The 21,092-nt window shown below is 54.5% G+C and carries 18 protein-coding genes; 9 read left to right on the forward strand and 9 right to left on the reverse strand.

Features of this window, described 5'->3' with window-relative positions; all coding sequences use genetic code 11:
* Positions 1 to 21: 21 nt before the first annotated feature.
* Positions 22 to 1,470 (reverse strand): hypothetical protein, encoded by a 1,449-nt coding sequence (locus P1X16_RS23345; RefSeq protein WP_277234336.1) that lies wholly within the window; start codon positions 1,468 to 1,470, stop codon positions 22 to 24.
* A 584-nt stretch (positions 1,471 to 2,054) separates the two neighbouring features.
* Here P1X16_RS23345 and P1X16_RS23350 point away from each other — a divergent pair.
* The 4 genes from P1X16_RS23350 to ytxJ all read left to right on the forward strand — a co-directional run bounded on the left by P1X16_RS23350 (position 2,055) and on the right by ytxJ (position 5,197).
* Entirely contained in the window at positions 2,055 to 4,034 is a 1,980-nt protein-coding gene (locus P1X16_RS23350) for an alpha-ketoacid dehydrogenase subunit alpha/beta (RefSeq protein ID WP_277234895.1), read from the forward strand.
* A 60-nt stretch (positions 4,035 to 4,094) separates the two neighbouring features.
* On the forward strand, positions 4,095 to 4,400 hold the full coding sequence (locus tag P1X16_RS23355; protein WP_277234338.1) for a hypothetical protein: 306 nt from the start codon (positions 4,095 to 4,097) through the stop codon (positions 4,398 to 4,400).
* 128 nt (positions 4,401 to 4,528) lie between these two features.
* Entirely contained in the window at positions 4,529 to 4,843 is a 315-nt protein-coding gene (locus P1X16_RS23360; protein ID WP_277234340.1) for a hypothetical protein, read from the forward strand.
* Positions 4,844 to 4,855: 12 nt separating this feature from the next.
* Positions 4,856 to 5,197: a bacillithiol system redox-active protein YtxJ gene (gene ytxJ, locus P1X16_RS23365; protein ID WP_277234342.1), complete on the forward strand. Its 342-nt coding sequence runs from the start codon at positions 4,856 to 4,858 to the stop codon at positions 5,195 to 5,197.
* A gap of 117 nt (positions 5,198 to 5,314) precedes the next feature.
* On the opposite strand, the gene P1X16_RS23370 is transcribed toward ytxJ, so the two are convergent.
* On the reverse strand, positions 5,315 to 5,722 hold the full coding sequence (locus P1X16_RS23370; protein WP_277234344.1) for an OsmC family protein: 408 nt from the start codon (positions 5,720 to 5,722) through the stop codon (positions 5,315 to 5,317).
* A gap of 120 nt (positions 5,723 to 5,842) precedes the next feature.
* Here P1X16_RS23370 and P1X16_RS23375 point away from each other — a divergent pair, with 120 nt between their 5' ends.
* Complete coding sequence (locus P1X16_RS23375; protein ID WP_277234346.1) at positions 5,843 to 6,628, forward strand: hypothetical protein; 786 nt, start codon at positions 5,843 to 5,845, stop codon at positions 6,626 to 6,628.
* Positions 6,629 to 6,824: 196 nt separating this feature from the next.
* On the forward strand, positions 6,825 to 7,730 hold the full coding sequence (gene lipA / locus P1X16_RS23380; protein WP_277234348.1) for a lipoyl synthase: 906 nt from the start codon (positions 6,825 to 6,827) through the stop codon (positions 7,728 to 7,730).
* Positions 7,731 to 7,968: 238 nt separating this feature from the next.
* Here lipA and P1X16_RS23385 read toward each other — a convergent pair whose 3' ends face one another.
* Together P1X16_RS23385 and P1X16_RS23390 are read right to left on the reverse strand one after the other, a co-directional pair.
* Positions 7,969 to 8,619 (reverse strand): hypothetical protein, encoded by a 651-nt coding sequence (locus tag P1X16_RS23385; RefSeq protein WP_277234350.1) that lies wholly within the window; start codon positions 8,617 to 8,619, stop codon positions 7,969 to 7,971.
* A gap of 75 nt (positions 8,620 to 8,694) precedes the next feature.
* Positions 8,695 to 9,294 carry a DUF4136 domain-containing protein gene (locus P1X16_RS23390; RefSeq protein WP_277234351.1) on the reverse strand — a complete coding sequence of 200 codons (600 nt, stop codon included), beginning with the start codon at positions 9,292 to 9,294 and terminating at the stop codon, positions 8,695 to 8,697.
* A 214-nt stretch (positions 9,295 to 9,508) separates the two neighbouring features.
* Here P1X16_RS23390 and P1X16_RS23395 point away from each other — a divergent pair, with 214 nt between their 5' ends.
* Positions 9,509 to 9,805, forward strand: a complete 297-nt coding sequence (locus tag P1X16_RS23395; protein WP_277234352.1) for a hypothetical protein — start codon at positions 9,509 to 9,511, stop codon at positions 9,803 to 9,805.
* 100 nt (positions 9,806 to 9,905) lie between these two features.
* Here the strand turns inward: P1X16_RS23395 and gcvP are convergent, their stop codons facing one another.
* Together gcvP and P1X16_RS23405 are read right to left on the reverse strand one after the other, a co-directional pair.
* Complete coding sequence (gene gcvP, locus P1X16_RS23400) at positions 9,906 to 12,830, reverse strand: aminomethyl-transferring glycine dehydrogenase (protein WP_277234353.1); 2,925 nt, start codon at positions 12,828 to 12,830, stop codon at positions 9,906 to 9,908.
* 658 nt (positions 12,831 to 13,488) lie between these two features.
* A complete protein-coding gene (locus P1X16_RS23405) occupies positions 13,489 to 15,693 on the reverse strand; it encodes a T9SS type A sorting domain-containing protein (RefSeq protein ID WP_277234355.1) in 2,205 nt (734 codons plus the stop codon).
* Between the two features lie 257 nt (positions 15,694 to 15,950).
* Between P1X16_RS23405 and P1X16_RS23410 the strand changes: the two genes are divergently transcribed.
* Positions 15,951 to 17,174, forward strand: coding sequence for an NAD(P)-dependent oxidoreductase (locus P1X16_RS23410; protein WP_277234357.1), 1,224 nt, complete (start codon positions 15,951 to 15,953; stop codon positions 17,172 to 17,174).
* 152 nt (positions 17,175 to 17,326) lie between these two features.
* On the opposite strand, the gene P1X16_RS23415 is transcribed toward P1X16_RS23410, so the two are convergent.
* The 3 genes from P1X16_RS23415 to P1X16_RS23425 form a co-directional block, all read right to left on the reverse strand.
* Positions 17,327 to 18,157: a DUF1206 domain-containing protein gene (locus P1X16_RS23415; RefSeq protein WP_277234359.1), complete on the reverse strand. Its 831-nt coding sequence runs from the start codon at positions 18,155 to 18,157 to the stop codon at positions 17,327 to 17,329.
* Between the two features lie 61 nt (positions 18,158 to 18,218).
* The gene (locus P1X16_RS23420) at positions 18,219 to 18,815 is read right to left on the reverse strand and encodes a hypothetical protein (RefSeq protein ID WP_277234361.1); all 597 of its coding nucleotides are present in this window, start codon (positions 18,813 to 18,815) and stop codon (positions 18,219 to 18,221) included.
* A gap of 192 nt (positions 18,816 to 19,007) precedes the next feature.
* Positions 19,008 to 19,226 carry a CsbD family protein gene (locus tag P1X16_RS23425; RefSeq protein ID WP_245120702.1) on the reverse strand — a complete coding sequence of 73 codons (219 nt, stop codon included), beginning with the start codon at positions 19,224 to 19,226 and terminating at the stop codon, positions 19,008 to 19,010.
* A gap of 267 nt (positions 19,227 to 19,493) precedes the next feature.
* Between P1X16_RS23425 and P1X16_RS23430 the strand changes: the two genes are divergently transcribed.
* Positions 19,494 to 21,047 (forward strand): hypothetical protein, encoded by a 1,554-nt coding sequence (locus P1X16_RS23430; RefSeq protein WP_277234363.1) that lies wholly within the window; start codon positions 19,494 to 19,496, stop codon positions 21,045 to 21,047.
* The last annotated feature ends 45 nt before the right edge of the window (positions 21,048 to 21,092 follow it).

Genomic DNA, 21,092 nt, shown 5'->3' on the forward strand with positions numbered 1-21,092 from the left:
GAAAGGCAGCCGCTTGAATGCTTACCACCCTTCGTGGTAGTAGAGCTTCTTGCCCTTGGTTACGCCCCAGTATTCCAAGAGTTTCGCCTCTGTCTCTGTGTAAGCGGGGTTGTTGATCTTCCACCATGCCATAACAGTGCATTCCGCACTTACCCGCACTATTGGTTCCGTAGCCTGTGCAAGACGCTCCAACCCCTGCCGCTCACAGGAATTGTTCTCTTTAAGAAATAGCGTATCTACTCCGAGGTAAAACAAAGAAACTACGAGAACACCAGTTAAATACTGACGGCGGAAATGAGTTGGCAGATGGTGCAGCAGGAAATAACTTGATAGAGCGTAGAAAAACATCAAGCCCAAAATGATCGGTAAGATAGAGTCGCGCCTTACGATAAGAGGGCGGTAGGGCCGGTAACCGCCCAGCGGTAGCAGCAGCAGATAAATCAGGGCAAACAAGCCGAGCCACCCGAAAATGCGGAGAATACGCTGGCTACCTGGGCTGTCAGGGAGTAGGCGTCGGATAAGCCATGTATTTAGAAATGCAGCCACTAAAAGCACGATCAGTCCTGGTTTGCTCAACTGCCACATAATACCGGACGGCAAACGCATGTATCGTCCCCATATGGGTAGCACGCTCACTGTACTTTCCTTCTCACTAAGGCCGATATAGAGAGAATACAAACAGAGTAGTGTAAACACGCCGAGCAGAAATAGAGGTAGGGTTGGAATTTGCCCAATCCGGATGATCCGCTGCCCCAGCGGCAAGCCTATCCCTGACTGCCACCGGCGAATAGCCCAGTGCAATGCAATTCCGAAAAACAGAACCGACACAATGCCCGGTATAATAGCGCCATTGAAAGCGAGTACGACCATGAGGCCGATTAAGGCTAACTGCCCGGGCCAACTAATACGAAGCGGCGTTCCATCGTAAGCCGCTTGATAAAAGGGCAGTAGCAATAGCAGCAGCAATGTCATCGGAAACGCGTAGAAGAACGTGTAAGTAATCGACGGATCGATGATGCCCATTTGGCCGTTGTAGCCAGATAATTGAAAAAGAGGGACTAGTAAAGCAATAGCAATCCATAAGTTGAGGTTGCTGAGCCGGTAAGTACCGCTGATGTATACACCTAGCACATATAGCAACAACGCTTGTACACTTACCGCAAACAGCGCACAAGCGGCGTAGATACTACTTATGGGGTCAGTTATGCGTTGTAAAGCGAAAGGCACCGTTTTGAAGTACCCAACCATAGACGCATGTGCAAAAAAACGGTTGGGAGCCACATACGACTCATTGCGGGTTAGCGCGCCCCAGCCGAAAGGATCTGTGAGTACCTGCCGACACTCGGGCGCAGGGAGTACAATAGAGGGCAAGTCGCCTTCTAAGGGCAGCTGGTAGGCTTGTACAAACGTATAGCCTAAATCCAGCACCACAAACAAGCCGAGTAATACAAACAGAGTGCTTTTCTTCATTTACGGGGTGTAGCCAACTACAAAGTCGACTTGTGAACAGAGGTGTGCAATTCAGGTGAGCATCAACAGGAAGCCGCAGTAGTAGCATTGGGCCTTGACACAATCTTGTGCCAAGTCCAAGCCTACGCTAGCAACACGGAAGTTTGCAGCAACTGTTGAAGTATGCAGGGCGAGATAACTATCAGAATACTGCTACTATGAGCTTGAAATGCTTGGTGAATAGCAGATTATGAAACAACGGAAGCACCCCGAAAAGGTGCTTCCGCAAAGCAAGATAAAGAGAAGCCCAACAGCTTTGCAACTATGCTACTTACCGTTGAGTAAGTGCCTCAGCCGTAGTGCAAACGGCTTTTTAGGGTTGGGCCGCAACAAAATAGGCAGCCGCTACAAGTGCCGTTGAAACGTGTTATATGCTTGCAAGCATAAGTCCGGCCGTTTGATGTAACTAGCGGAAGTACCTTTGAAAGCATCATTTTCTAATTCTTATTTCCCTGCTGCCTGTCGGATCGAACGGTATGATTCATTCTCCCTACGACCCAATCCGTTACTTTTGGCCCCGACACATAGCCCATCCGCCCCGCCCCATGCATTTCGACCGTAAGGACTATTCCAACGAAACCCTTCTGTTTCTCTACCAGCACCTACTCAAGCCGCGCCTGATAGAAGAGAAAATGCTGATTTTGCTCCGGCAGGGCAAGGTGAGCAAGTGGTTTTCGGGTATCGGTCAGGAAGCCATTTCGGTGGGTAGCACACTAGCCCTTCAGCCCGACGAGTATATCCTGCCGCTGCACCGCAACTTGGGGGTATTCACTGGCCGCAATGTGCCCCTCGACCGGCTATTTGCGCAGTGGCAAGGCAAGACCACCGGCTTTACCAAGGGCCGCGACCGAAGCTTTCACTTTGGCTCCAACGAGCATCATATTGTGGGGATGATTTCGCACCTGGGCCCCCAGCTAGCTGTGGCCGACGGTATTGCTTTGGCTGATGTACTAGACCAGCGGCAGAAAGTAACCATAACGTATAGCGGCGACGGGGGCGCCAGCGAGGGCGACTTCCACGAAGCCCTGAATGTGGCCGCTGTGTGGCAACTGCCCGTTATTTTCATTATCGAAAACAATGGGTACGGCCTCAGCACGCCGAGCCGGGAGCAGTTTCGCTTCAACTACTTCGTGGACAAAGGCCCGGCCTACGGCATGGAGGCGTTGCAAATAGATGGCAACAACGTGCTCGAGGTCTATGACACTGTGCATCGGCTGGCCGAAGATATGCGCCGCAATCCGCGGCCGGTGTTGCTGGAGGCTCTTACCTTCCGGATGCGCGGGCACGAGGAAGCCAGTGGCACCAAGTACGTACCGCAGGAGCTATTCGAGGAGTGGGGGCAGAAAGACCCGGTTGAGAACTACGAGAAGTGGCTGCTTGCTGAAGGCATCTTAGACGAAGAAGCCCGAATGCGGTATCGCCACACCATCAAGCGCGAAATAGAAGAAGGCTTGCGAGTAGCCGACGAGGTGCCAATGCCCACGCCCAGCGAAAAAGAAGAGGTAGGGGATATGTACCGCGCTTTTCAAGCGCCTAGCCAAAGCCCCGCCGTTGATGCTCCTGCTACTGACAAGCGCTATGTGGATGCTATTTCGGATGGCTTGCGGCAGAGCATGGAAAAATACCCCGAATTGGTACTCATGGGCCAAGACATTGCCGACTATGGCGGGGTCTTCAAAATCACCGAAGGTTTTGTAGCACAGTTTGGTAAAGCGCGGGTTCGCAACACGCCACTTTGCGAATCAGCCATTGTGGGTGCCGGCTTGGGGTTGAGCGTGAAAGGCAAGAAGGCCATGGTGGAAATGCAGTTCGCTGATTTCGTGACTTGTGGCTTCAATCAAATTGTAAATAACCTGGCCAAAAGCCATTACCGCTGGGGCCAGAACGCCGACGTGGTAGTGCGCATGCCTACCGGGGCTGGCACGGCGGCGGGCCCGTTTCACTCGCAAAGCAACGAAGCGTGGTTTACCCACACGCCGGGTCTGAAAGTAGTGTATCCAAGCAACCCACACGATGCCAAAGGGTTGCTTTGCGCCGCCATTGAAGATCCCAATCCGGTGATGTACTTCGAGCACAAGATGCTCTACCGCAGCATCTCCGGCCCTGTACCCGACGCCTACTATACCACACCAATTGGCAAAGCAGCTTTGGTGCGCGAAGGCAATACGTTGAGCATCATTACGTATGGCGCAGGGGTGCATTGGGCGCTGGCGCTAGCCAATGAGTTGGACCTGGATGCTGATATTCTGGACCTGCGCACCTTGTTGCCGTGGGACGAAGAGGCAGTACGCCAAACGGTCAGCAAGAATGGCCGCGTCCTATTACTCCACGAGGATACGCTGACGGGCGGACTCGGCGGCGAGTTAGGCGCTTGGATAGCCGAGCATTGCTTCCAATATCTCGACGCCCCCATCCAGCGCGTTGCCTCGCTTGATACGGCCGTTCCTTTCTCACCTAATTTGGAAAAGCAGTTCCTGCCGCAGCAGCGTTTGCGGGAAGCAGTAGATAAGTTATTGAATTATTAGATAATTTCGGGTAGCCAGGACGTTGCCCATAAAGCTAATTATTAGGAAATACAGTGTGCTATGAAGCTTAGAAAACTATTTGTGTTGATGATGAGCGGGTTATTGCTTCTGGCTGCTTGCCAGAGTCACCGGTATGCGCTGCCTAGCCCGAAGGGACCACCGCAGCCGAAGGTTAAAAAAACCGCCAAGAAATCGGCCGACCAAAACGCCGATGGCAGTGATGTAACTGCCGAGCCGGTGGAAGTGAAGCCGCAGAAGAACAGCTACGATAAAAACGGATTGCTCAAGAAACCAAAGTACGAGCGCCGTCGGCTAACGCACAAAGTTGGGCAGCGCAAGTTTCTCGGTTTCGTATTACCCTTCTAGAAGGGTTGATAAGCAGATAAACGCCGACGTGCCTGCGACTATATAGTAAGCAAGACCGCTGTGGATAGGTTTTTGCGTGTCAAACAACTCGTCAGTTATAGCTCTCCATTACCTCTTTTTTCCATCCCATGCGACTGTTTGCCTTAACTGTGGTTTTGTTGCTGGCTGGCTTCACGGCTTCTGCTCAGACCACCGAGCCCAACCACCGGGCGGCCAACCGCCGCGCTTTGCGCGATGCACGCAAGTACCCGGCGCCCTACAAAGACTCGCACCTAGCTGTGGATAAAGCTGCCCTCAAGCGCGGTGATGGAGGCCGAGCAGCAACGCCGAACGACGGCCGCCAAAAGTATAAGTTCGACAAAACGGGCACCGCCCGCGTAAGTGAACCTAGTACTATTAGTCTGCGTCTTCGTAATAAGAAGACAAAGACCACCGGCAACTAAACCTACCGCCCTATGATACCTTGGCAACCCCTTACGCAAGCAGAGCAACTGCAAGACATTGTGCGCGAGTCGCACGAAAAACCAGTGCTCATCTTCAAGCACAGCACCACCTGCTCCATTAGCGCCGCGGCCAAAGGTAAGATGGAACGCCAATGGGCGGAAGCAGGCCTCGACGATACCAAGCTCTACTACCTTGACTTGCTGCGCTTTCGCCCTATCTCCACCGAAATTGCGCAAAAGTTTGGGGTACAACACGAGTCGCCCCAACTACTACTTATCCAAGATGGGGAGTGCCGCTACAGTGCCTCACATATGGGCATTCGGCTGAGCGAAGTGAAAAACGTAGTAGGCTAGTAAGTCAACAGCTGATACTAGGCTGCTCTTTAACTACAATAGCCAGCCTCAAACCAAGTGTTCTGCTAAAGCAGTTTGTTGGGTTTGAGGCTGGCTACTGTTCTTAAACTCATTTACTTATCCTGCGTATTCGAACTGAACCTCTTGCCGGATTTCCGGGTTGAGGCTAAGGGCCACCGGGCAAGTGCGAGCTGCGTTCTCCAACACCGTCCGCTCTTTCGTGCTAAGACTGGCGGGCAAGTGAAACTGCACGTCAATCTGCCGAATACGGCGCGGGTCTGCAGCCATATGCTTGGTGACGTTGTAAGTAACTCCTGTGAGGTCTAAAGCAAGGCGTTCGGCTACGATGCCCATGATGGTCATCATGCAGCTTCCTAGGGCCGCACTTACAAGGTCGGTGGGCGAAAAAGCTTCTCCCCGGCCATGGTTATCGACGGGCGCGTCGGTAAGAATAGTGTTGCCGGAGGCAATATGCGTGGCTTCGGTGCGCAAATGACCGGCGTAGCGAGCGGTGGCTGTGTTCATATTCAAGGAAGTAAGCTAGTAAACAAGATGATGCCAGCAAATTTACGTACTTTCGATAGGGTGGCGTCCAAGCCCTCCACCTGTTCTGTTTATCCGCTCATCCTATCCTCCCCGTTTCCCTTGCGACGTCTACTTTCTCTGGCTGGCCTGTTGACTATTTTCACGGGTTCGGCAGCTCAGGCGCAAAGCGCTTCGTCCTCGCCCAACGATGACCCTTCCTACCGGAAGGAGTTTGTGTATGGCGTTAATTTCAACACTAGGGGCGGTTTGATTGGTGGTGTTTCGGTGCGTTCAACGCGGGTGCTCACCGAAAACTGGTCGCGCTTCTGGAGCATTGAAGCTGTGGAAGTGAAGCACCGGAAAGAACGGCGAGTAGCTAGTTTCAATGGCAGTTCGTTTGTGCTCGACAAGGCCAACTACTTTATTGTGTTGCGCCCCTCGGTAGGAGCGCAACGAGTGGTTTTCCGCAAAGCCGCCGAATCTGGCGTGCAGGTGAATGCATTGATGTCGGCTGGCCCGTCTATTGGCTTGCTGATGCCTTACTACATCAACTACGATTTCACGCAGCGGGATATCAACGGACGCCCCATTGGCGGTGAAGATGTGCGTACCGAGCAGTACGACCCATACATTCACACCGACCAGTCTCTAATTCGCGACCGGGCGCCGCTCTTCAGCGGTGCCAGCGAAACGAAGCCGTATATCGGCGCTCATTGGCGCGGGGCGCTTAGCTTCGAGTACGGCCGTTACCGCGACGCGGTAGCCGGCATCGAAACGGGCGTATTGCTAGAGGTCTACGGCAAACGGCCCGTGATTCTTCGTTCCCGCGACGTGCCCGATAGCAAAATCAATAATAGCTTTTATCCTTCGGTATACCTCACCATCTATTTGGGGTCGAGAAGCTAATTGCTGATTTTAGTTGGCTGCTGACAGAAGCAGTACTTTTGCAAGAGACTTTGTTGGGCTGGTGAAGACTAGCACTCAAACAAAGTCTCTTTTGTTTGTTGTTACATGATGCTGGTCTGTTTTCTACTGCGCTTTCATAAAGACTAGTTGTCGTCTACCGCTCCATACTAACTGTCAGACCAGTTACCTTTGCTACATGGATGATTTGCTGTTAACCTTGCCTATAGTGCAACCCCAAGTGCCGGCGCCCGCCAAGCCGCGCAAGCCCGATTGGCTGCGCGTGAAGCTGCCCGTAGGCCCTGAATACGCCGCCGTGCGCCGGTTGGTGGACGAGCACAAGCTCCATACCATCTGCGAAAGCGGTAACTGCCCCAACATGGGTGAGTGCTGGGGTGCCGGCACTGCTACTTTCATGATCCTTGGCAATGTGTGCACTCGCTCGTGCTCGTTTTGCGCTGTAGCCACCGGCCGCCCCACCGAATACGATACCGACGAACCCCGCCGTGTGGCCGAAGCCATTCAGCTAATGAAGGTGAAGCACGCCGTCATCACCAGCGTCAACCGCGACGAGTTGAAGGACCGTGGTGCGAGCATCTGGCACGAAACCGTAGTGCGCATCAAGCAACTGTCGCCCGAAACCACCATCGAAACGCTAATTCCAGACGTGAAAGCGAACTGGGAGGCACTAGATTTGATGATTGCCGGCGGGCAAGAAGTGGTGTCGCACAACATTGAAACGGTAGGCAGCTTGTACCGCTTGGTACGTCCTCAAGCCAAGTACGACCGAAGCTTAGAGCAAATCCGGCGCACCAAAGACGCTGGTAAGCGCACTAAATCGGGCATTATGCTGGGCCTGGGTGAAACCAAGGACGAGATGTACCGCGCCATGGACGACCTAGTGGCACACGGCCTCGACATTCTGACGTTGGGCCAGTACTTGCAGCCAACCAAGCGCCACCTTGAAGTAGCTGAGTTCATCCACCCCGAATTGTTCGCGCATTACCGCGAAGAGGGATTAGCCCGTGGCCTTAAGTATGTGGAAAGCGGCCCGCTAGTGCGCAGCAGCTACCACGCCGAGCGCCATGTGAACGTGCCGATCTAGCAAGCGCACAATTCATGGCTTGTACAAACAAAAAGGGAAAGGGTCAGCTGCTGGCCCTTTCCCTTTTTGTTGAACGCAAATAGGAGCAATTGCGCTGGCGGGCTTTGCTAGAGCTTGAGGATAAGCCAGATGAAGTGTATAAGCTACTTGCAAGTCGGCGGAGGCATTACCATGAACAGAATGGCGCTTTGCTGAGCCTAGCAAAGTCTGAATCGTGGCTTAAGCGGCAGTAATTGTACTAGAGCCCGATGTGCCTCAAGTAAGCGTCATTATTGACGTACAGGATGTACGCTTTCTGTGTAGCGGGGGCAAGTTGCAGGTTTTGCTGCGCTGCGGCCAACAGACGCCGGCTTTGCCGGCCCATCCGGTGGCTCCAGAAAACCACTATCGTGTAGTCGGCAAACGACTCCATAGCTTGTACGCGGCGGCCATCTACAGTGCGCAGAAAGGGCGCTAGCTGAGCAAATGAAAGCATGCTGTCGGGTGGGGCCTGACTAATGGGGGGAAACACCTCCATCTGCCGGTCTTGGTTCCAGTCGAGGTTAGGAAAGCCACCAGCATAGCGGTTGACGTAGTACGATATTAGCTGGCCATCCCGGTTGTAATACAACAGCTGCAAGGGCTGTGCGTGGTTCTTCGCTTCGTCTTGCATCCGCAGAGGCTGGCGCTTCAGAAACTCGAAATAGCTGACATCCAACACAAAGCTTTTGCCGGGTGCCACTCCTACGCCGTAATCCTGTGCATACTCTCGCACCTGAGTAAAGTCAACGGCATCGGTGCGGCGCATTCCATACACTCCCTCCGCCACTTTGGTGCAGCCTGCAGTTCCCACGCTGGCTAGCAAGAGTGGCGCAACAACAAACCAGTAGGTGGGAAAGGAGGAAGCCATAACATAAGGTACAAAAAAAGCCTCTTAAAACTAAGAGGCTTTCTACCTATAAAAGGTTGTCAGTAAGGCTATTTATTAACGACGAGCATTGGCGTCGGTAGGGGGGTAATTGCCCAAGATGCCGTTCACAATGCGGTGAACTTCCTCTTCGGAAATGCTTTGGTTATCGACCTGTGCTTGGCCGGTGCCGCGCCACGCAAGCTCTTTGCGACGAGCGTCTACCAAGTCGATGATAACAGTGCCAGCTTTATACTGCGTAACGGGCGAATACAAGCCGCGGTTATAGAGACCATAGCCGTAGTATGGGTAGCCAAGGCCGTTGTAGTAAGGCGAAACCTGCTGCTTCTCCTCTACTTTGGCGCTGTAGGCAACAAACAAGTCAGCGTCTTTGTCGACCCGAGTTAGGCCTTTGGCAGCTAACTCACGCTCAACGGCAGCTTGCAGGCGCTGGTCCAAAAACGACTCGTAGCCTTTAGCGGGGCCACCTTCAGCGTCAACGGCTTGCTGTGGATACCAAGCCCAGGTTTTGTAGGTACGGAAATTAACCGAGTGGTCGAAATCAGAGGTAACACCCACTCGAGAAGAAGTAGCGCAACCGGAAACACCCAGTAGCAGCGAAAAACCGATAGCCATAAAAGCGGCTGGACGGGCAAGAAAACGGGTGATGGAGTTCATGGATATGGATCAGTATGAAGGAAACAGCAACTACTCGAAAAACGGCTTCAATAAGCCTGTTTCACACTTTTCGTTGCTTATTACTTCAACGTTTTCGAGTGGGCCAATGTTCCCCGACAGTGGATATAACGGGGGGAATCTATTAAAATTATTCCGAGAAAATTATCTTCTTATTTAAGAATCTAATTACCTTCCCCAACCTTAAAATTCAACGATGAATCGACCTCTGCTCCTTTTACTCAGTTTACTGGGTTTTACTGCCTGCACAGCAGCAAAAGAAAACACCAGCAGCACCAACACCAGTAAGAACCCTGTGGCGCACAGCACAATCGTCGATTGTGTGCTCTACGATGGCATGACGAAAGAGTCGACTCAGTTGACTAGCCTCACCTCCGGCGCGGAGGTGCAGGTAACAGACACGGTTGATGTCTACTTTGTGAAAGCCCGTGTGACCAAGGACGGCAAAACACTCAACGGGTACATGTACCGCACCTGCTTTCCACAACGGTAGTCGGGTGGCGCTTAGGACCGGGGACGGACGTAGTAACGCATAAAAAAGGCCTGGAACTTTGTTCCAGGCCTTTTTTATGTGAGGTGCCAAATAGGGTAGCTTAGTACGAAGGACCTTTGTCGGTTTCAACTAGCTTCTCTTCGGCATCGGCATATTCTTCCACCGAGGTGCAAGAGCAAATCAGGTTCCGGTCGCCGTAGGCCGAGTCGATACGCGAAACGCTAGGCCAGAACTTGGCGGCGCGCACGTAGTCGGTGGGGTATACGGCTTGCTCGCGGCTGTAAGGACGGTTCCATTCTTCGGTGAGGACAACGGCAGCCGTGTGAGGAGCGTGCTTGAGCAGATTGTCTTTGGCATCGGCGCGGCCAGCTTCTACCTCGGCAATTTCCTTGCGGATAGAAACCATAGCCTCGATGAAGCGGTCCAGTTCCTCCTTGCTTTCCGACTCCGTGGGCTCTACCATCAGCGTGCCAGCCACCGGGAACGAAACAGTAGGAGCGTGGAAGCCATAATCCATCAGGCGCTTGGCAATGTCTTCTACCTCGATGCCTGCTTTCTTGAACTGCCGGCAATCCAGAATCATTTCGTGGGCGCAACGACCATTAGCGCCGGTGTACAGCACAGGGTAGTGCTCTTCCAGCTTGGCCTTGATGTAGTTGGCATTCAGGATAGCCGTGCGAGTAGCTTCCGTGAGACCTTCGCCGCCCATCATGCTGATGTAAGCATAGGAGATAGGCAGGATGCTAGCCGAACCCCAAGGCGCCGATGATACGGCACCCGCTGTCCGGCCATCAGCATCCACTACTTGGTGGCCTGGCAAGTAAGGAACCAAGTCGGCAACTACGCCAATTGGGCCTACGCCGGGTCCGCCGCCGCCGTGCGGAATGCAGAAGGTTTTGTGCAGGTTTAGGTGGCACACGTCGGCCCCGATGGTAGCGGGCGAAGTGAGGCCAACTTGCGCGTTCATGTTGGCACCGTCCATGTACACGCGGCCGCCGTGCTGGTGAATCGTTTCGCAGATGTCGATGATGGTTTCCTCGTACACGCCGTGCGTGCTCGGGTAGGTTACCATCAGGCAGCTTAGCTTGTCGGCGTACTGGGCGGCTTTGGCCTTAAGGTCTGCCACGTCAATGTTGCCTTCCTCGCTGCTCTTCACCACCACTACCTGCATGCCCGCCATTACGGCCGATGCAGGGTTGGTGCCGTGAGCCGAAGCCGGAATCAAGGCAATGTTGCGGTGCTGGTCGCCGCGGGCATCGTGGTAGCCTTTGATAGCCAGCAGACCAGCGTACTCGCCTTGGGCACCGGAGTTAGGTTGCAAGCTTACGGCCGCAAAGCCCGTCACCTCACATAGCCACTGCTCCAGGTCTTGGAAGATCTGGGTGTAGCCTTGCGCTTGCTCGCGCGGGGCGAAGGGGTGCAGACCCCCAATCTCTGGCCACGTCACCGGAATCATTTCAGCGGTGGCGTTCAGCTTCATGGTGCACGAGCCGAGCGGAATCATGGAGTGCGCCAAGCTCAAGTCCTTGTTTTCGAGGTGCTTCATGTAGCGCAGCATCTCGTGCTCGGAGTGGTGCGTGTTGAAGACTGGATGCGTCAAGTACGGGCTGGTGCGCAGCAGAGCCTCGGGCCAGCTTACCGAAATTTCGGTGGGCAAGGTCACGGTCTTCACTTCCTTACCAAGCACCTTGGCAAACACAGCCACGATGTAGGCTACGTCTTCAATTTCGGTGTTCTGGTGCAGCGAAATGCCTACGCGGGGCGTGCCGTGCTCTTCGAAGTAGCGGAAGTTGATGCCCGCAGCCTCGGCTTCTTTCCGGATGGCAGCTTGCAACTCTTGGCTTTCCAGCTTGATGTCGAGGGTATCGAAGTAGAACTCGTTGCGCTGATCGAGACCCAAGGCCTTCAGCTCCTGCTCTAGCACCTGCGTGAGGGCGTGCACGTTGGTAGCAAACTGCTTGATGCGCTGCGGCCCATGATACACGGCAAACATACCCGCCAGCACCGACAACAATACTTGCGCGGTGCAGATGTTGCTGGTCGCTTTTTCGCGACGGATGTGCTGCTCCCGGGTTTGCAGCGCCATGCGGTAGGCCTTGTTGCCGGCTGCGTCGATGCTCTGCCCGATAATGCGGCCGGGGATTACGCGCTTGAACTGGTCTTTGGTAGACAAGAAGCCGGCGTGCGGTCCGCCGTAGCCCATGGGCACGCCAAAGCGCTGCGAGTTACCTACGCAGGCGTCGGCGCCCATCTCGCCGGGAGGCGTGAGGAGCGTCAGGGACAACAGGTCGGTAGCCACGGTCACGAACAGGTTGCTGTCGTGAGCCTTGGAAATGAAATCGGTATAGTCGTACACGGCGCCGTCGGCGGCGGGGTACTGCAGGATGGCGCCGAACAGCGACTCGTCGGTGAGGTCGGCCGTGCGGTGGTCACCTACTACTAACTCGATGCCGAGCGGCGTAGCGCGGGTGCGCAATACGTCAATAGTTTGGGGCAGCACTTGCTCCGAGACGAAATAGCGAGTTGCGTTTTTCTTCTTGGTTAGCGAGTGGAACATGTGCAGCGTCTCGGCGGCGGCAGTGCCTTCGTCGAGCAAGCTGGCGTTGGCAATTTCAAGGCCGGTCAAGTCAATTATCATTGTCTGATAATTGATTAGTGCTTCGAGGCGACCTTGGGCAATTTCAGCTTGATACGGAGTATAGGCGGTATACCAGCCTGGGTTCTCCATAATGTTGCGCTGGATAACGCCCGGCAGTTGGGTGTCGTGATAACCCAACCCAATGTAGTTTTTGAAGAGGCGGTTCTTGCTGGCAATGCCTTTGAACTTCGCCAAAAAAGCCCGCTCCGTGAGGGCTGCGGGCAAGTTTAGCGGCTGCTTCAGGCGAATAGCGGCCGGCACAGTCTCGTCGATTAGCTGGTCAAGCGAATCGACGCCAATGGCGCGCAGCATGTCGGCCACGGCGGCAGAATCAGGTCCGTTATGACGGTCAATAAATACGTCGGCGGCCTTGGGTTGGAGCAACATACAGAGTATTGAGTAGTAGAATGAAGTATCAGGACAGACCCCAACAAAGGTAACTTGAAAAAAGTAACCCGAATTGCTTGATTCCTAAATCCATCAACTCCCTAAAAGTTTGGGGCGCCCAAACGAATCTTATTTCGTTCGGGCGCCCCGTACCTGTTTAGCTAGCGAAAGCCACCAAAAGACCTAAGCCATTCAGTGCTTTTTAACTCAAATAATGCCGCATCAGCACGCTAAATATTGACCGGGTCGAAAGTGCTCGGTTCATATTAGAGCAACGCACTTACTAGTATTAGTTGGTTCTCGTCAGCCTGAGCTTGCTGAAGCGTAGCTGTAGTGAGGTGACGTTGTGGAGGTACTGTCATGCTGAGCGCAGTGCAACGAAGTTGAAGCATCTCGCTAGTGTGGTAAAATCATTTAGCATGGCAACGTCAGCATGCGAGATGCTTCGGCTTCGTTGCACTGCGCTCAGCATGACTGGAATAGTTTGGCAACGTCAGCAGGTAAGATGCTTCAACAAGCTCAGCATGAATGTTTTAGTAAGTTGTTCTAGTGTTTCAACCATTGTGCCTCTCTTTTGCTAAAAGCGTCACATTAGTTGAGGTGTATGCCTGCTTTTAATGCTAGAGTATGTCAGACCAAGCTGGACGATTGGCTGCTGTCATTGCTTGAGCACCTTCACGGTGGTTTGCTGGCCATCGGCGGTGCGGACGCGCACGAGGTACAAGCCGGGCTTCAGGTCGAGGCCGCCGTTGAAGTCGTCGCGCCGCTGCCCCTGCTCCACTACTTGCCCGGCCGAGTTGTAGATGAGGTAGGTGAACTGGCCGGCTGTTTTGATGTGGATGGCGCTGGTGGTTGGGTTAGGATATATAGCTACTCCTATCCGGTTGAGGCTGCCCGTACGCGTACCGAGCGGACCGTTGTTGGTGCTGTCGGCTAGCACGATGTTGGGCCGAGGAGCCGGGGCCATGCCGGTACCTAAGTAGAAGCTAGTATGGGGTGGCTGGTTGTACGCCGAGTTTTCGTGCGCTACAGCCAACCGGTACTGCGAGTCGTGCATGAGCGTGTAGATGCGCTCGGTGGTAGGCGCGGCGGTCGAGTACAGCAGCAGGCTCTGGTTGTCGCGGGCGCGCAGCAGAATCTCTTCGCGCCAATCGCCCAATATGTCGGCCGTGACGCAGGGGTTGGCTTTGGTCGTGTTGTTGGTTTGGGCGTCGCCGTCGGTTACGGTGCTTGGAGTGAGCAGCCGGGTTAGGCTATTAGTAGCCGGGTTCCACTTCTCTAGGCGGACGGTGGCCACGTTGGTAGTGGAATTATAACCGGCATCCAGCAATTCGCGCGACAAGTCGCCATCCCACCAGACGGCAAAATTGATGGTGGGCTTCGACGTACTGATTTGAGTACCCATGCAGGTGTAGAGTCCTCCCGTCGAACCCCACATTTCATAGCCCCTGTGGTTGGGGTCTACATCGGCAGCTAGCCCACGGCCGATGTCGCCGGTACCTGGCACGCCCCACAGCGGCTGGCCCGTGAGGGCATCGCGGAATTCGAGGCCGTATTGGCCGTACTGCGAGGGGGTTTCATGAGGCTGCCAAACTTCCTGGCCCGGACGGTCGGGGTCCATGTCGCTCATGTGCAGCGCGTCGCCGTGCCCGAGGCCGTTGACGTACAGGCCGGTGCCATTGTCGCGGATGGCGCTGGAGCCGTTCACTATTTCGTCGCGGCCGTTGCCATCTACGTCGCCCACCGTGAGCTGGTGGTTGCCCTGGCCCGCGTAGGCACCGTTGCCTGGCGTGTCGCTGTCGAAAATCCAGCGCTGGGTGAGTTGGCCATTGCGCCAGTCCCACGCCACGCGCACTAGCCGGGTGTAGTAGCCGCGGCCCATAATCAAACTCGGCCGCACGCCATCCAGATACGCCACCGTTGAAACGAAGCGGTCCACGCGGTTGCCGTAGTTATCGCCCCACGACGTGACGGCGCCGCGGGCCGGCAAGTAGGGAGTAGTAGCCATGGCTGCTCCGGTGCGGCCATTGAAAACAGTCAGGAATTCGGGACCAGCCAAGACGTAGCCAGCGGTATTGCGGTAGTCGGCGCTGGCGTCGCCAATAACTACGCCACGGCCATCGACGGTACCATCGGCTGTTTTGCAGGCTACTTCGGCTTTGCCGTCACTGTCGAGGTCGTACACCATGAGCTGCGTGTAGTGGGCACCGGCCCGGATGTTGCGGCCCAGGTCGATGCGCCACAGACGGGCGCCGTTGAGCCGGTAGGCATCTAAGTACACGTTGCCGGTGTAGCCCGACTGCGAGTTGTCTTTGGCATTGGACGGGTCCCACTTGAGCACGATTTCATACTCCCCATCACCGTCTAGGTCGCCTACGCTGCAGTCGTTGGCCGAATAGGTGTAGGCAACGCCGTCGGGGGTAGTGCCGCCGGCAGGTTGCTGGATGGGAATACGCTGGTACAGCTGCTGCCACACGCTAGCCGCGGCCGAGGCGGGCTGCTCTACCCCGTTGAGCACCGGGCGAACGGTGTAGGTGCCGTTGGCGTCGGTAGCATCGGTAATGTTGGTGGCACCCGTGATGGGCGTGGCGTTGATTTTGGTGGTGCCCCGGTACACATTGAAAGCAATGCTGGCCGGATCGGTACCGAACAAACGCCACCCGACATACACTTCGTTGGGAGACGTTCGGATGGCTACTACGCTTCGGTTGAGTTTCTCCATGCGCCGTTGTGCCTGCGCTACTTCAGTACTCACCAACAAAGCAAGCAGAAGAGCAAGTCTGCTGACGAAGACGAGTATCCGGCGCTGCCAGAAGCCAGATGAAGAACTGAAAGTGGGTGGTAAGTAAACAGTCTGCTTCATAGAGGTAAGGGGTATGGTGGGTAGGAACTTGCTGTTATCAATAAAGCAGGTGCCAGAGCCCGAACCATCCTGTGCTCTACTGGCTAAGGCGCTATACCATAATCATGTACGCTAGAGGTAACACGTGGCCGCGCAGTTGCTCAAGGCCCCTGGGAGGTAGCGCCACAACTCACGCTGCCAAACACACGGAGCACGACAGCAGCCCAGCGAAAACCAATAGATTTGAGCTGGATTCCCCACCCACCCAAGTACAGTCTATGAGCTCTATCACCATCGGCCTGATCTGCGAAGGCAAGACCCCACCCGACAAACGAGTGCCCCTCACGCCAAAGAAATGCGTGGAAGCAGAAGCGCATTATCCTGGCCTGCGCATCGTCGTGCAAGAAAGCCCGCACCGCTGCTTCTCCGACCAAGAATACCGCGACTTAGGATTGGAAGTACGAACCGACGTGTCGGATTGTGACATTCTGATGGGCGTGAAAGAGGTGCCCGTCAGCCAACTGATTCCCAACAAAACCTATCTGTTCTTTTCGCACACAGTAAAAAAGCAGCCTGCCAACCGGGAGTTGCTGCGGGCCATACTGCGGCACAACATCACCTTGATTGACTACGAGTTGATGACCAACCAAGAAGGCGGAGAACGTATTGTGGCGTTTGGCCGCTGGGCCGGTATTGTGGGCGCTTACAACGGACTGCTGACGTATGGCCGCAAACATGGGCTCTATAACCTGAAGCCGGCCTATCAGTGTGTTGATATGGAGGATATGCAGGAGGAGTTCTTCAAAGTGAAGCGTCTGCCGCCCATCAAGATGGTAGTCACGGGCTCGGGTCGTGTAGCGCAAGGTGCGTTGGAAGTTCTTGATTTGATGGGCTTGAAGCGGGTCAGCGTCTACGACTACCTCTACCACGACTTCAACGAGCCGGTCTACACCCAGCTGCGCAGCTCCGACTACAACCGCCGCCGCGACGGCCGCGTGTGGGATACACCCGACTTCCACCGCAATCCGCAGGAATACGAATCCACTTTCGGTACCTTCCTGCCTGTCACGGACCTGCTGATTGCCTGTGCTTACTGGCACCCGGCCGCGCCCAAGTTGTTTACCGAGCAAGACACCCAACGTCCGGATTTTCGTATCAACACTATTGCCGACGTTACCTGCGACGTGAATGGCTCAGTACCCACTACCAAGCGCAGCAGCAGCATCCCCGAACCAGTTTTCGACTATAACTGCCGCACCGGCGAGTTGGAGCCTGCTTACTCTAACCCGTCTAACATCAGCATCATGGCCGTTGATAACCTGCCTTGCGAGTTACCACGCAACGCCAGCCGAGACTTCAGCCGCCAGCTCATCGACAATGTATTGCCCCACTTGCTAGGCAAGCCTGGCCAGGACGAAGTAGTGGAGCGGGCAACTATTGCCCGCCACGGTCAGCTCCTGCCCCGCTACCAATACCTCAGCGACTATGTAGCCGAGCAATAGCCGGTCTGAGTTTGCCTAGAAGCTAACTATCTATCTTATCTGTAGCCGTTATTCAACACAAAAGCTTCCAGCGGCCTCATGGAGCTGCTGAAAGCTTTTGTTGTTTTTTAGAAGTAAAGGCGGTGTGAAGCCCTTTGTATAATAGGAGTAGCTTATACGCCCCGCAACACAGGATAACGAGCTTGCACAAACATATAGAGGCCGTACGCCATAAGGCCTAACGCCACAATACCTAGCACGGCCGGGCCCATAGTAGCTAGTAAGTCGAAGGCTTCATCGGTGGTACCAGTCTCTGAGGCGCTAGACTTTTGCCCGGCTTGCACAAAGAAGTAACCAATGATGCCCATCACAATGCCCCGTGCCGTGTACCCTACTTGGCCCGTGCGGTAGACAATGTTCTGCTGGTTGGCAGGTAGGTCGCTGGCGTTTACGTGCTTATGAAACTTGCCGGAGTAAGCGTTAATAATTTGGTAGATGCCTGCCCCAATAATAGCCAATCCTACTGCTATGATGATCCAGTTGCCGCCGGGCCAGCTGAGCACTTTGGCCGTCAAGGTTTGCTGGCTGCTGCCACCTTCGTTGGCGCTGCCACTGAAAGCTAGCTGCGCCGCATACCAAGCCAAACTAGCATAGAGTAGGCCGCTACCCATGTAGCCGATGCGCCGGCCTATGCCCTTGGCTCCCGAACCCTTGTTTTCGGTGTCGCGCACGGCTTGCACAAAGCGCCAGATAATGTAGCCAAGTAAACCAAGCGCAATAAAGCCAAGCAGTACGGGGCCGCCGGGCAGGTCCTGCAAGGTATGAACGGCTTGCTTTTTGTCGGCGGTTTGGCCGCCGCGCTGGCCGGTAGCAGCTAGCAGCGCCAGCAGACCCATAAGCAGATAAACCAGGCCTTTGGCCGCAAATCCGAAGCGTGCTAGCGCTCGGATACCCGACGAAGGGGAAGTGGGAACAGCAGAGGAAAGTGTGTTAGCAACAGTCATGGTGTGGAGTCTTAGTGGTGGGTAAGACATCCGTACGCAGAAAGCTACTCTGTTGTTGAAACTAGATGGCGGGTGGGCGCGGTTCGGTAGGCAGCCCCGTAACCCGGCCTAAGGCCCCCATCGGACGGTAGACGCTTGCTCCCCGTTGTAACAGCGGCAGGTTCATGGGAAGATCCAGGGTAAGAATGGGTTTGCCTTTCGCAACCGGGTGGTTCAGTAGCCGGTCGATGTTGCCGCCAGCAGTCATATAAGGCACAAAAAACTGATCGGCTAAGTCGGCCACTATCAGATTTCGGATTTCCGCCGTTTCGTCGGTGATGGTTCGCACCGTGCTTTCAAAAGGGGTAAGAAACAGCAGGCGGCCAGCTTCTATTTCAGTTCCGTACTCGAAGCGAAGGTTAGGCTGAATGCCCCGACCCAATACATAGATGATGGGCTGTTGTGGCCCCTGTAGCAAGTAACGAAAAACAGCCTGTTCTAGCTTGGAATGAAACCCCGACAATACGCAAGTATGGGCATAGCGCTGTTCAAGCGCCCACACGTAAGTAGGTCGTTCAATAGCTTCCGGGTATTGACGTGAGCAGAAAAAGGCAGTTTTCGGCTGCCGTAATAGAGCCGGATTACCCAGGGTGCGTAATTCCTCTGGATTAATGCTCATAGGATGGGAACAAGGCAGTTTCGGTAAAGGTAGACAGATAATAATAATTATAATACATATACGAAAAATTATGTAAGCTGCACACTATACACAAGAATCTTGATCTTCAAATGAAGGGTTTGGGGTCTAAAGCAAATGCCTCAGACATTGCTGTCCGAGGCATTTGCTTCAAACTTGAAAACACATCAACGCTTAAAAAGTGCGCTTAAACCAAGCTTTAATATCTTCAACTGCCTCACCCGTTTTGTGTTGTAGGCTGCCGAACCATTCGTCCTGCTTGCCTTCCTCATATGTGAGGTCATCGTCGGTGAGGCCACCCCATTTCTGCTTGGCTTGACCTTTTATTTCATTCCAGTTACCGCGTGCACGCAATTCGGTGCTGTCGTCGATGCCATTATTGTTAGCGTCCATAGGAAGTGGGTATTTGGTGGAGAGCATACGGATATACGGCTAAGGTGCTAGCTCGACCGAAAAAACCAGCTATTATTTATGTTCAGCCTCTCTATCAAGTTTTTGTAACGATACTTAGCCTAACAAATAAAATCAGGTCTTAAGGTTATCGGCGACTTGAATTTCTGTTATAAGCTGGTTTCTTTAGGTTGTTATGTTGGGCATCAGCCTGCCAGTGTTAAAAAGCCAGCCTATTTACCTTATTTACCTTGATTTCAATTATTTACTATGGATGATCTGCGCACTACCCTGGCCACTTTCTCGCCTGAGGACCGCAAGGATTTCGCGCAGTTTATTCAGCGTCAGAAGCGCAAGCAAAAAGGCCGGATGGACTTGCGCCTCTACGAGTTGCTGCTGCACCCCAAAGAGTACACAACTCCCCAGCTGCTGGCCCGCCTCTACCCCGAAGAGCCCAACGCCACGGCGTACTACGCCTTGCGTAAGCGCCTGCTCCGTCACCTCACCGACTACCTCTTGCTGCGCCAGCGCCACCACGACCCTACAGCAGCTTCTTCCGTACGGGGGTTGCTTACGTTGGCGCAGTATCTGTTCGAGGCTGGCGTACCGCGCTTGGCTTGGACCACCTTGCGCAAGGCCGAGAAACTAGCCCGCCTCAACGAGCAATACGAGTTGCTTAACACGGTCTATAATTTGCAGATTGCCCACGCCGGCAGTGAATTTGCCGATCCGTTGGAAGAAATCATTCGGTGCCGCCACCTCAACAAGAAAGCCGCCGACGAAGAAGAACGCGCCGGCATTGCCGATAGCCTTATTCGACAGCGCCTGCGCCAAGCCCGCGTAAAGGGTCGGGCCGGCGAAGCCTTCGACGGAATTTTGCAGGATGTACTGCGCGAATACGATTTGCAGGAAGCCTTTGCCCGCCGCCCTGCCGTGCTCTACCGCCTGATGTCCATTGCCCGCAACGCCATGCTGGTGCGCCGAGACTTTGCCTCCTTTACGCCCTTTGTGCTGCGCTGCTACCACCTGATGGAAAAGCGCCACGGCTTCCAACCCGCGCATCGCTACTACCAAGTGGGGCTGCTGTACATGATTGCGCACGCGCTTTACCGGGTGCGGCGTTTCGAGGAATCGGTGTGCTACTTGGAGCTGCTGCGGGGAGCCCTAGCTCAGGAAGGGGGCGCAAGCTACCGCGCCGAATGGCTGCCGCGCTACACGTTTCTGCTGGCAGCCAATTACGCCTTCCTGCGTCGCAACGCCGAAAGTATTCAGCTGATGGAAAATGCCTTACGCTCTTCTGCCATTACCCTCTCTCCCCGCGACCAACTCACGGCTCGGCTCGGGCTAGCTTTCCACTATTTCGCAGAAGGCAAATTCGCCAAAACCAACCAAGCCCTAATCAACATCGGCCGCTCCGACCACTGGTGTGAGCAGGAAATGGGCTTGGAGTGGCTAATTAACAAGAACATAGGCGAAATGCTCGCCCAATTTGAAATGGGCAATTCCGACTTGGCCCTGAACCGGCTGCGGTCCATTGAGCGGCTGCTGCGGGAGCGAAGCGGCGTCGAGGATGGCGGCCCTTACGCCTATGTACTCAGCTACCTCGCCCTGGTACGCCAGATAATCGATAATCCGGAGGCCATGCAGCAGCCGGAATTCGCCCGTCAGGTAGAACAAATGCCGGAGTCATTGCCCCTGCAGCGCGAAGATTTACAGGCGCTTAGCTTCTACGCTTGGCTGCAGGCTCGCATCATGCGCCGGCCTTATTACGAGGTACTACTAGAATTTGCTGATGTGCCAGCGGAGGCTGATGTAAAGAAATAAGGCTGCGGTACTAGGCTGCGAATAGTTAGTGAAAAAGAAAAAGGC

Origin of the sequence: Hymenobacter sp. YC55 (genome assembly GCF_029433095.1) — a bacterium.
Lineage (GTDB): Bacteria > Bacteroidota > Bacteroidia > Cytophagales > Hymenobacteraceae > Hymenobacter.